The following is a 10,869-nucleotide window of genomic DNA, read 5'->3' as shown; positions in this document are numbered from 1 at the left end:
GGCCAGGACGCCGAGGACCACGGTGCGCTCGACCCAGTCGGCCAGTTCCGCCGTCCCCCCGGTCACCGCCGCGGCCTCCTCCTGCGAGGTGCGCAGCACCACCGGCCCCTCCCGGTGCGGGTCCCAGTGGAACCGCGCCGCGTCCACCAGCGCCCCGTGGCACAGTCCGGCCGACAGCACCGGCGACAGCAGCCGCGTCGCCAGCCCCTGCTGGAACACCGACGCCGCCACCCGCCACTCCACCACCGCCCCCGCACACCCCGCCAGCTCCGCCAGGCGGTTCCGCGTCCGCTCCACCTCGGCCGCGAGGACGCGGGACTCCAGAGCCCCGCCGCCTCCCAGCGGCAGCCACCCCGGTCCGGGAGGGGCCGCCTCCACGGCGAACAGCGTGTTGACGCGGCCGACCTCCGCCAGGACCGGCCGCACCGCCCTCGTCCCCGCCCCGTCCATCCCGCACCCGTCCTTCCCCGTGCCCGGAAACGCCCGAGTGGTGCCAGCACCACCGGCACTCCACGTGCTGCTGGGTTCGTGCCCCCGGGCCGCCGAACCTAGATTGGTCGCGTGACCGGTCAGAACACGCGCACCAGAGCCAGGAACGGCGGGGGAGGAGGGTTCCTCACCGCGCTCTCCGCCCTGCCCCGCGTGGCCGAAGCCTACGGGGCCGGCTGGCGCGTGCGCGTGGTCGAGGTCCTGCACCTGATGACCTCACTGGCCCTGGCCCTGTGCTACCTGGTGCCCGCGTTCATGCTGGTGGTCTCGGCCACCTGGGTCGGCTTCGCGGTCTCCGGCCCCTGGCTGCCCGAGGTGTCCCGGCTCGTCCCCGACCGGCTGCTCGCGGACTCGCTCGCCTTCCTGGTCGGCCTCCCGGCCCTGGCGACCCTGCTGGCCCGCCTGTCCTGCCGGGTCCAGCGCAACCGGCTGGACAACGTGTTCGGGATCGTGGAGACCGGCCCGCCCGACCCCCTGGCCCATGACAAGCCGCTCGTGCGCACCTGGCGGTTCGTGTTCGGCCGCGACGCGTGGTCGGCGGTCGTCTACAGCACCGTCGCCGGGCTCCACGGCCTTCTGGCCGGGGGCGTGGTGGTGGCGCTGGTGGTGTGCGGCGGGGCGTCGGTCGTGGGCGCCCTGATGGGGATCGTGTTCGTGCTGGTGATGGGCTCTCCCGGCGACCTGGTCGGCCCCCTGGTCCTGGTCGTGTTCGGGCCGCTGTGCGCCCTCGTGGGCCTGCGCCTGGCCCCCTACATGGTCGCCACCGAGGTCCTGCTGCACCGCAGGCTGCTGTTCGAGGCGCCCGAGGTGCGCATCCGCCGCCGCCTGCTCCACGTCCAGGACAGCCGCCTGCGCATGGTCGACGCCGCCGAGGCCGAGCGCCGCCGCATCGAACGCGACCTGCACGACGGCGCCCAGCAGCGCCTGCTCGCCCTGACCATGACCCTGACCCGGGCGCGCTCGCGCGTGGCCACCGACCCCGAAACGGCCCTGGAGCTGATCACCGAGGCCCAGCGCGAGTCCCGGGAGGTCATGGACGAGCTGCGCCAGGTGGCGCGCGGACTCCACCCCCGGGTCCTCACCGACCACGGACTGGGCTCGGCCCTGCCCGTGGCCGCCGGACGCGCCCCGGTCCCCGTGCGGGTGGACGTCGATTTGGGGGAACGCCCCTCCCCGCGCGCCGAGGGAGTGGCCTACTACGTGGCCTGCGAGGCGCTGAACAACGTCGCCAAGCACTCCGGCGCCACCGGGGTCACCGTGGCCGCGGAGCGGGTGCCGCGCCCCGCCCGCGACGGCGGCGACCTGCTGCGGCTCACCGTCACCGACGACGGCTCCGGAGGGGCCGCTCCGCGGGCGGGCACGGGCCTGAACGGCCTGTGGGACCGCGTGGACGCGGTCGACGGCGTCCTGACCGTCCACAGCCCGGCCGGTGAGGGCACCGTCCTGACCGCCGACATCCCTTGGGAGGCATGACCGTGTACACCGGTGCGAACCCCGTCCAGCCCGCGGAGAGGGGGCCCAGGGTGGTCATCGCCGAGGACTCGGTGCTGCTGCGCAGCGGGATGGCCCGCCTGCTGGAGGACGCGGGGGTGGAGATCGTCGCGCAGGTCGGCGACGCCGACGCGCTGATGCGGGCGGTGGAGGAGCACCCCGACGTGGACCTGTGCCTGGTCGACATCCGGATGCCGCCCACCTACTCCGAGGAGGGCATCCAGGCGGGTATCGCCATCCGCCGGAAGTACCCGGAGGTGGCGGTGCTGCTGCTGTCCCAGCACGTGGTCAGCCGCTACGCCGCCGACCTGCTCGGCAGCGGGGCCAGCAGGGTCGGCTACCTGCTCAAGGACCGGGTCGCCGACATAGACGAGTTCCTGTCGGTGCTGCGCCGCGTCGCCGGGGGAGGCGCCGCCATCGACCCGGAGGTGGTCTCGCAACTGCTCAGCCGTCGGCGGGACAACGCCCTGGCCCGGCTCACCCCGCGTGAGACCGAGGTGCTGGAGCTCATGGCGCAGGGGCTGAACAACGCGGGCGTGGCCTCGCGGCTGACCGTCACCGAACGCGCCGTGGAGAAGCACATCCGCTCGATCTTCACCAAGCTGGACCTGGGCCACGACGACCACGACCACCGCAGGGTGCAGGCCGTGCTGCGCTACCTGCGCGGCGCGGACCGGGACTGACCGCGGACACCAGAGGGGGCGCGAGCCCGACGAGGAAGGAAGAAAAGTGACATTCAAGGCACGGGGCCTGTACGCATCGTCGAGCAAGGAGCCTCGCGGGTTCCGCCTGGGTCCGTGGCTGCTCCTGGGCGCGGTGCTGGTGCTGGGCGTGGTGGTGGCGACCGCCTTCTCGGTCCTGGGCAACGTGGGCGTGGACCGCGGCACCCGAAGCGACGCCTACGACGCGCCCCGGGCCCTGGAGATCGAGAACGGCACCGGCGGCGACGTCGTCCTCACCGGCGGCGCCGAGCGGGTACAGGTGGACCGCACCCTGCGCGGCACCCCCCTCACCGAACCGGAGGAGGACATCGAGGAGGACGACGGCGCCCTCCAGGTGGAGGCCGAGTGCCTGGGCGTGCCCTTCTTCGACGGTTGTCGGATCGACTACGAGGTCGCGGTCCCGGCGGGGACCGCGGTCACCGTGGAGACGGTCGGCGGCCGGATCAGCGTGGAGAACGTCGACGGTGATCTGGAACTGGGCAGCCTCAGCGGCGGCGTGCGGGTGGACGGCAACAGCGGCGACGTCACCGCGGAGTCCGTCAGCGGCACGATCGACGTGAGCGGGGTGGAGGGCTCCGTGGTCGCCGAGACCGCCAGCGGCCGGATCATCGCCGAGGGGTCGGGGGAGCACCTTCAGGCCGCGAGCACCTCCGGTGACGTGGACGCGTCCGGGTTCGACGCGCGCACGGTCGTGGCCGAGTCCACCAGCGGCGGCGTCCGGGTGGGCGGCGGCTTCACCGAGGCCCAGATCTCCACGGTCTCCGGGGGCATCGGGGTCGCCACCGACGAGGCCTTCGACCTGCTGAGCCTGGAGAGCGTCAGCGGCGGGGTCGACGTGCGGGTGCCCGAGGGCGTCTACGAGGTCACCGGGGAGTCCGCCTCCGGGGAGCGCCGCGTGGACGTGGACACCTCCCCGGACGCGGAGGCCCGCATCCAGGCCGACACCGTCAGCGGCGCACTCAGCGTCACGTCGGGTTAGACCGGCCCGCTTCGGCGCGCTCGAAGCGCAGTGCCGCCCAGTCCGAGTCGATCGGCACCTGGGCGGTACCGCGCCACCCCGAGTCCAGGAGCGGACCCCAGCCCCGGTCCGCGGCCAGGTCGGTGATGATGGTGCCGCCGCGACGGGGGTAGCACGCCCACAGACGGGTGTCCGGCCCCACCGCGTCCAGGACGCGGGGAGCCTCGCGGCCCACGGTGCCCCGGTCCAGGGCGAACAGGTGCACGTCGTCGTAGTCGGCGCCCTCGATGGGGCCCAGGTCGATGTGGATGTCGGGGGGCGGTTCCAGCAGCCGCAGGTAGCGCTCGGGGGCGTTGAGGACGAGCAGCCGGTCGCCGGGGCGCACCCCGAGCCGCTGGGCCAGAGTGCCTGGGTTGTCCGACATATCCCCCTCCGTTCGTGGCCTGCGGGCGCCCTCGCCCGTCTCCTGGCCACCGTACGGTCCGCGGCCGCGGAAACCGAGCACCTTCCCCGCCCGCACCCCGGCGAGGCCCCGTTTTTTAGGATGCCCCCATGACAGATGAAAACGGCGTACTGCGCTGGGGCGTGCTCGGGACCGGCGGCATCGCCCACTCCTTCGCCGAGGCGCTCGGGGCCACCCCCACCGCCCGGCTCACCGCGGTCGGCTCGCGCACCCCCGAGCGCGCCGAGGAGTTCGGCCGGGCCTGGGACGTTCCCGAACGCCACGGCAGCTACGAGGACCTGGCCCAGAGCCCGGACGTGGACGCCGTGTACGTGGCCACCCCCCACCCCTGGCACCACCCCAACACCCTGACCTGCCTCAGGGCGGGAAAACACGTCCTGGTCGAGAAGCCCATGGCGATGAACGCCCTCCAGGTCTCGCAGATGGCCGAGGCGGCCCGCGAGGGCGGCCTCTTCCTGATGGAGGCGATGTGGACGCGCTACCTGCCGGCCTCCCGCCTGATCCGCGACCTGGTGGAGGACGGCGCGATCGGCGAGGTGCGCTGGCTCTCGGCCGAGTTCGGCTTCAACGCCCCCTACGACCCCGACCACCGCCTCTTCAACGCCGACCTGGGCGGAGGCGCCCTGCTCGACCTGGGCGTGTACCCGCTGGCCTTCGCCTCCCAGCACCTGGGCGAGCTGACCGTGGTGGGAGCCACCCGCCACCTGTCGCCCGACCGGATGGTGGACACCGCCACCACCGTGCTCGTGCGCGGCGAGAACGGGGGCACCGGCTCGCTGTCGTGCGCCTCGCGGACCACGCTGCCCAACCGGGGGGTGCTGGCCGGGACGAAGGGCAGGCTGGAGATCCCGAACTTCTGGATGGCCACCGACGTGGTGCTGCACCGCGACGGCCACGAGCCGGAGGCCTTCTCCCGGCCCTTCCGCGCCAACGGCTACGAGTACGAGGCCGAGGAGGTCGCGCGGTGCGTGGCCGCCGGTGAGCTGGAGAGCCCCGACATGCCCTGGGCCGAGAGCCTGCGCCTGGCCCGGATCATGGACCAGATCCGCGACGTGGGCGGCCTGGTCTACAGCCCGGCCACGGTCAAGGCCGTGCCCCTGGCGTGATCCCGGCCGCTCCCTGCCTCTCCTTCCTGGGAGCGGTCCCACGCTCGGGCTCCCCGGCGCCCGCGGTGGGGTCCCCGGCCTCCTGCGGGCGCCGCCGCGCGTACAGCAGGCGTGTGGCGGCGGCCCGCGCCAGGGCGGGCACGCTCATACGGACCACCATCAGCAGGGCGTCGCGGGGGCCGACCTCGTGGGCGAAGTAGTCGTCGAGCGCGAGGTGGCCGCTGCGGGGCCGGGTGCCGTAGATCCGGCCGTCGAACACACGGTAGGCGTCGTGGATCAGCAGTGTGTCGGGGTCCAGGTTGGGCCCGTCGCCAAGCCACTCGGCGGCCTCGCCAGCGACGCGCCGGACCCGAGCGGGGAGGGGCCGGAGTTCGTTGGGGAAGACGCGCGCGTCGCCCAGGCTCTGCCGCCACGCGGCGTAGACGGCCGGGTGGCGGGTGCGCAGGACGACGTAGGTGGTCCGCAGCGGGTGGGCCAGGACCTCGCGGGTCAGGAAGTGGATCATCAGGGCCGCGGACAGGCCCGAGCGGCGGTGGGCGGGGACCACGCCCGCCGCGTCCAGGTACACGGCGCGCCGGGAGGCGAAACGGCGGCGGTGGTAGCCGCCCCAGCCGACGGGGGAGCCGTCGGGGCCCAGGACCAGCGCCAGGGAGGAGACCTGGTCGAAGAAGCCCGCGTCGATCCGGGCGCGCCAGTAGGACGAGTGGTCGGCGCCGAAGGCCCGCGCGGCCAGGTCGCGCAGGACGCGGTGCAGGCGTTCCCGGCAGGGCGGGGCCAGGGTCGCGGGGGAGTCCCAGCGGGCGAGGCGGTAGCCGGGGCACAGGTCCCGGACGGTGGGCGGCGCGCTCAGGTCGCGCAGTTCGGGTCCGTGGTCGTGGACGGTCACCTGCACCACTACTTTCACTACTCTCCGGAAAGAAACGACTCCCTAAAGTAGTGGTTTTGGCGTGCGTTCGGGCGAACTCCGCTCGAACGGGAGGGGGTCGGGCTACGATTGCCACACAGGTGTTGTCCCACGAGGGGTAGGCGGGTATGTGCGCACAACCGGTACCGGACTGGCTCATCCCCCCGGACAGAGGCTTCAGAGCCGAGGACCTGGACTCCATACCTGATCTGCCCCCCATACAGAACTGATCGACGGAAGCCTAGTTCTCGTTAGCCCCCAGAAGGTGTTCCACAGCGCATTGCTGGGTGTGCTCGTGGCTGGCCTGTACTCCTCGACTCCGTCCAGGTACCGCGTGCGCCGCGAGATCTCCCTGACTCTGGCACCCAGGCAAAGGCCGGAGCCGGATCTCATGGTTGTCGAAGCCGAGAGTTCCACTGGCAAGGACCAGACAGGTTACACACCAGAGTCTGTGTTGCTCGTTGTCGAGGTGGTTTCGCCCGAATCAGCGGTACGTGACCGAAAGCGAAAGCCCCTTCTGTACGCAGAAGCGGGCATTCCTCACTTCTGGCGCGTTGAGGACAATGACGGCAATCCTGTTGTCTACGTCTATGAGCTGGATCAAGTGAAGACGTGCTACGTCCCGATGGGAATCCACCACGGGCGCTTGAAGGTCGAACAGCCCTACCCCATTGACATCGATCTCGGCGAGGTGCGGCGGCGCATCTGAGGTCCTCAGCCCGAGGCCGCCGCGCGGCCGAACCTCTCCGACAGGCGCGACATGTGCCCGCGCAGTTCGGCGGGCTCCTCCACCTCCATCTCCACGTCGAGCATGCCCAGGTAGCAGGCCATGTGGAGCAGCGAGTCCCCGGAGCACACCAGAACGCACGAGCGCTCGTCCACCGGCTCGATCCGCCCGAAGCCCGCCGCCGTGCGCTCGGCCTCCTCCGCCGGGACGAACAACCTGATCCGCGCCTGCACGGGCCACATGTGCACGTCGATGCGTTCCCGCAGGTAGGCGGCGACCCCCTGCTCGGGCGGGTCGCGCGGGGGCACCCGCGGTCCGGTCGGCGTGAGCGGGCGCATCCGGTCCACCCGGAAGGTGCGCCAGTCGTCGCGTTCGGTGTCCCAGGCCACCAGGTACCAGCGCCGCCCGCGCGAGACCAGCCGGTGGGGCTCCACCACCCGGCGCGAGGCGCTGCCGTCGTGGCGCTCGTAGTCGAAGCGCAGCCGTTCGCTGTCCCGGCAGGCGGCGGCCACCAGCGCGAGCACGTCGGCGTCCACCGTGGGCCCGTCGGAGGGCATGGGGACGGTGAAGGCGCCCAGGGCGTCCACCCGGCGCCGCAGCCGCGAGGGCAGCACCTGCAAGAGCTTGGCCAGGGCGCGCACCGAGGTCTCCTCGATCCCCGACACCCCGCCCTGGGCGGCGGTGCGCAGCCCGACCGCGACCGCCACGGCCTCGTCGTCGTCCAGCAGCAGGGGCGGCAGGGCGGCGCCCGCTCCGAGCTGGTAACCGCCCCCGGTACCCATGGTGGCCTGGATGGGGTAGCCCAGCTCGCGGAGGCGGTCCACGTCGCGGCGGACGGTGCGCGGACTCACCTGGAGGCGGTCGGCGAGTTCGCCGCCCGGCCAGTCCTTGCGGGTCTGGAGCAGGGACAGCAGGCGCAGCAGGCGCGCGGAGGTCGCTCTCATGTCGGCAGTGTGCCAGGAGCGGAGGACGCTTTCGGTCCTCCACTCCTGGCGCAGGCCGGTCGGGCGGGACGCCCGGGCCGGGGAGGGGTGCCTCAGCCGGTCACGGCGACCGCCTCCACCTCGACCAACTGGTCGTCGTAACCGAGCACGGCCACCCCGAGCAGGGTGCTGGGCGCGTCGTGCCCGCCCATGTGCGCGCGCACCACATCCCAGGCCGCCACCAGGTCCTCCTGGCGGTCGGAGGCGACGTAGACCGTGGTCTTGACGACGTCGGACAGGTCGGCGCCCGCGTCGTTCAGGGCGGTGCGCAGGTTGCGCATGACCTGCTCGGCCTGGCCCGCGTAGTCGCCGACCGCGACGGTGCGGCCGTCCTGGTCGAGCGGGCAGGCGCCCGCGGTCCACACCACGCGCGCGGGCGCCCGGACCGCGGCGGCGTAGGCGTAGTCCACGGCCCCGGTCAGGGTCTGGCTGCGGATCAGTCGGACGGCGCTCATCGTTCTCCCGGGGGTTTCTGTGGGTCTCCGGCACCCCCGTCAACGACCGCGCGGGGGCCGGGGGTTCCGGTTCTGCCCACGGCAGAGGACCCTCCTCCCCGCGGGAGAGGCGGGCCGCCGACCTTTCAGGCCCGGTCGGGGACCAGGACGCTCAAAGAGGTCACGCACGCCCCCAGCTTCTCAAACTCGGAGATGTCCACCGGCAGCACCCGCCACCGGTCGGCGCTCAGCCGGTGGATCGTCTCGTGCGCGGCGGCGCTGACCAGCACGTCGCGCCCGCCCAGGGGCAGCACGTGCGCGCCCCGCTCCTCGGCCGCCCGGCGCACGGGAGGCAGCGCGTCGGCCTCCACCAGCTCGGGCAGGCCCACGAGCGTGCCGTCGGGCAGCGCGGTCACCGCCGACTTCAGGTGCGGTGCCGCGCCCAGGCCCACGCGCACGACCTCCCGGCCCAGCGGCTTGAGCAGCTGTTCGAGCTGGGCGGCGCCCTCGGCGTCGGTGCGACCGCCCACGCCCACGTAGACGGTCGAGCCCACCTGGAGCACGTCACCGCCGTCCAGGGTTCCGGGCGCCTCGACGCGCGCCGTGCGCAGGCCGAGCCTGCGCACGGAGGCCTCGACGCCCTCCACCTCGCCGCGGCGCTCCCGCTCGCCGGGGCGGGTCAGGACCGCCAGGTCCTCGCACACCACCACGGTGTCCTCCACGAACACCGCGTCGGGGTGCTCGGGCGCCGGTTCGACCTCGCACACCCGCCACCCGGCCGAGGCGACGGCCTCCTGGTAGATCGTGTACTGGCGCGCGGCCAGGACCGGGTCCACCTCCGTGCGGGGGGCGGCTCCCCGTGCCAGGTCGGGGCCGGGGCGGCGCATCAGGGCGACCCCGTAGTAGGTGTATCCGTCCACGTACACGTCCTCCAGGGGTGCGGCGCCGGGGTTCGGGAAGAGCACAACCTATCGCGCACCCGTACCCGTTTCCCGGACGCGGCACGCGGGTCCTTCGGCTTGTTCGCCGGTGCGTGCGGGGGCAGGCTGGTGGCCATGGACGTGATCATTGTCGGCGGCGGGATCGTGGGGACGAGCGCGGCGTTCCACCTGGCCAGGAAGGGCGTGTCCACCGCGCTGGTGGACGCCTCGCACCCCGGGCGGGCCACGGCCGCCGGGCTGGGGGTGGTCTTCCCTTGGCCGCTGCCTTGGGACGAGGCGCCGGTGTGGGACTTCAAGGCCCGCGCGGCCGAGCACTACCCGAAGCTGATGGCCGAGCTGGCCGAGGACGGCCAGGCCACCGGTTACGAGGTGGTCGGGGGCCTGTCCGTGGACCGTGAGGGCGACGACGCCGGGTTCGACCTGCTGCGCAACCTGTCCGAGCGCCCGGAGTTCGCGACGATGGGCGCGGTGGAGCGCCTGACCCCGGGTGAGCCGCGTGAGCGGTTCCCGCTGCTGCCCGAACCCTACGGCGGGGTGTTCGTGGAGGGCATGGCCCGGCTGAACGGGGCGACGGCACGGGCCGCCCTGTTCAACGCCGCCGAGGAGCGGGGACTGCGCTACTTCAAGGGGGAGTGCCGCCTGCTGTGGGACGGCCGACGGGTGAGCGGTGTGCGTGTGGGCGGTGAGGCCCTGGAGGCGCCCGTGGTCGTGGTGGCCGCGGGCGCGTGGTCGGCCGGGTTGCTGACGCCCACCGGTGTGGACCTGCCCGTGCACCCGGTGCGCGGGCAGGTGACGCACTTCGCGCTGCCGGGGCGCGACACCCGCGCCTGGCCGGTGGTGCGGTTCGGCGAGCGCGGGTACTTCGTGTCGGCCTTCGGCCCCGACCGGGTGGTCACCGGCGGCACCTGGGAACCGGAGGCCGGGTTCGACCGGCGGGTGACGGCGTCGGGTCTGCTGCACAACCTCTCCACCGCGGTCGAGGCGCTGCCCGGCCTGGCGGACGCCACGGTGGTGGAGACGCGGGTGGGCCTGCGGCCGTGCACGCACGACGGGCGGCAGCTTCTGGGGCCCGTGGAGCGGGTGCCCGGTGTGGTGGTGGCGACCGGGCTGGGCGGCGAGGGGCTGACGTTCGGACCCTTCCAGGGGCTGGTCGCGGCCCGAGTGGCAATGGGGGAGGACCCCGGGGTGGACCTGTCCCCCTTCCGGCCCGACCGGCCAGTGGCCCCCGCCTGACCCCGTCCGCGCGGGCAGCGGCCCCGACCCGCCGGGCCCGGGGGAGGGCCCGGCGCGGAGTTGAGTAGCGGTACTCAGGCGCGCGGGCGGGGGAACCGACAGCATGGACGCATGAACCCCTACACCCCCCAGCCCCGGTCCTCCCCGCAGTTCTTCCTCCAGTCCGCCCTGTCCTTCGGCGCGGCTTCGGTCGGAGTCGGCGCGGGGATCATCTACCTCCCCGTCGACCTGTGGATCCGGGCCTTCCTCGGCCTGGGTCTGCTCTACGTGATCACGTCCACGTTCACCCTGGCCAAGTGCGTGCGCGACCGGCAGGAGGACGCGCTGGCCGCCGAGGCGGCCCAGAACTACCAGCAGATCCCCATCTGGAACGGAGAACAGCCCGTCCCGCGCTCCTGAGCGGGTCGGCGCGGCGCGC

11 protein-coding genes and 2 pseudogenes are annotated in these 10,869 nt (G+C 73.5%); 7 read left to right on the top strand and 6 right to left on the bottom strand.

Going from position 1 to position 10,869, the window contains the following annotated elements; all coding sequences use genetic code 11:
• Window positions 1-450 (bottom strand): annotated as a pseudogene (locus ABD54_RS12105) (ferric iron reductase); the annotation flags it as partial.
• Window positions 451-642: 192 nt separating this feature from the next.
• Here ABD54_RS12105 and ABD54_RS12100 point away from each other — a divergent pair.
• From ABD54_RS12100 to ABD54_RS12090, 3 genes are read left to right on the top strand one after another with little or no spacing between them, the layout of a single operon-like run.
• Window positions 643-1,962, top strand: coding sequence for a histidine kinase (locus tag ABD54_RS12100; protein ID WP_047869557.1), 1,320 nt, complete (start codon window positions 643-645; stop codon window positions 1,960-1,962).
• Window positions 1,959-2,663 carry a response regulator transcription factor gene (locus tag ABD54_RS12095; protein WP_047869556.1) on the top strand — a complete coding sequence of 235 codons (705 nt, stop codon included), beginning with the start codon at window positions 1,959-1,961 and terminating at the stop codon, window positions 2,661-2,663. The genes ABD54_RS12100 and ABD54_RS12095 overlap by 4 nt, the downstream gene beginning before the upstream one ends.
• 46 nt (window positions 2,664-2,709) lie before the next feature.
• Window positions 2,710-3,681: a DUF4097 family beta strand repeat-containing protein gene (locus ABD54_RS12090; protein WP_047869555.1), complete on the top strand. Its 972-nt coding sequence runs from the start codon at window positions 2,710-2,712 to the stop codon at window positions 3,679-3,681.
• Here the strand turns inward: ABD54_RS12090 and ABD54_RS12085 are convergent.
• On the bottom strand, window positions 3,668-4,084 hold the full coding sequence (locus tag ABD54_RS12085; RefSeq protein WP_047869554.1) for a hypothetical protein: 417 nt from the start codon (window positions 4,082-4,084) through the stop codon (window positions 3,668-3,670). The genes ABD54_RS12090 and ABD54_RS12085 overlap by 14 nt on opposite strands.
• Before the next feature lie 128 nt (window positions 4,085-4,212).
• Here ABD54_RS12085 and ABD54_RS12080 point away from each other — a divergent pair, with 128 nt between their 5' ends.
• Complete coding sequence (locus ABD54_RS12080; protein WP_047869553.1) at window positions 4,213-5,229, top strand: Gfo/Idh/MocA family protein; 1,017 nt, start codon at window positions 4,213-4,215, stop codon at window positions 5,227-5,229.
• Here the strand turns inward: ABD54_RS12080 and ABD54_RS12075 are convergent.
• Entirely contained in the window at window positions 5,207-6,124 is a 918-nt protein-coding gene (locus tag ABD54_RS12075; RefSeq protein WP_082166786.1) for a GNAT family N-acetyltransferase, read from the bottom strand. The two genes, ABD54_RS12080 and ABD54_RS12075, sit on opposite strands and share 23 nt — an antisense overlap.
• A gap of 137 nt (window positions 6,125-6,261) precedes the next feature.
• On the opposite strand from ABD54_RS12075, the pseudogene ABD54_RS12070 reads away from it, so the two are divergent.
• Window positions 6,262-6,842, top strand: a pseudogene (locus tag ABD54_RS12070) (Uma2 family endonuclease).
• A 5-nt stretch (window positions 6,843-6,847) separates the two neighbouring features.
• On the opposite strand, the gene ABD54_RS12065 reads toward ABD54_RS12070, so the two are convergent.
• The 3 genes from ABD54_RS12065 to ABD54_RS12055 form a co-directional block, all read right to left on the bottom strand.
• Window positions 6,848-7,804: a YafY family protein gene (locus ABD54_RS12065; RefSeq protein WP_047869552.1), complete on the bottom strand. Its 957-nt coding sequence runs from the start codon at window positions 7,802-7,804 to the stop codon at window positions 6,848-6,850.
• Window positions 7,805-7,896: 92 nt separating this feature from the next.
• On the bottom strand, window positions 7,897-8,298 hold the full coding sequence (locus ABD54_RS12060; protein ID WP_047869551.1) for a RidA family protein: 402 nt from the start codon (window positions 8,296-8,298) through the stop codon (window positions 7,897-7,899).
• A gap of 125 nt (window positions 8,299-8,423) precedes the next feature.
• Window positions 8,424-9,197 (bottom strand): dimethylarginine dimethylaminohydrolase family protein, encoded by a 774-nt coding sequence (locus tag ABD54_RS12055; protein WP_047869562.1) that lies wholly within the window; start codon window positions 9,195-9,197, stop codon window positions 8,424-8,426.
• 135 nt (window positions 9,198-9,332) lie between these two features.
• On the opposite strand from ABD54_RS12055, the gene ABD54_RS12050 reads away from it, so the two are divergent.
• Window positions 9,333-10,451, top strand: a complete 1,119-nt coding sequence (locus ABD54_RS12050) for an FAD-binding oxidoreductase (RefSeq protein ID WP_047869561.1) — start codon at window positions 9,333-9,335, stop codon at window positions 10,449-10,451.
• 111 nt (window positions 10,452-10,562) lie between these two features.
• Complete coding sequence (locus ABD54_RS12045; RefSeq protein WP_047869550.1) at window positions 10,563-10,850, top strand: YiaA/YiaB family inner membrane protein; 288 nt, start codon at window positions 10,563-10,565, stop codon at window positions 10,848-10,850.
• Window positions 10,851-10,869: the final 19 nt, after the last annotated feature.

It is taken from the genome of Nocardiopsis sp. RV163, from assembly GCF_001029525.1.
GTDB lineage: Bacteria > Actinomycetota > Actinomycetes > Streptosporangiales > Streptosporangiaceae > Nocardiopsis > Nocardiopsis dassonvillei.
This window is presented reverse-complemented; position numbering and strand designations above follow the sequence as displayed.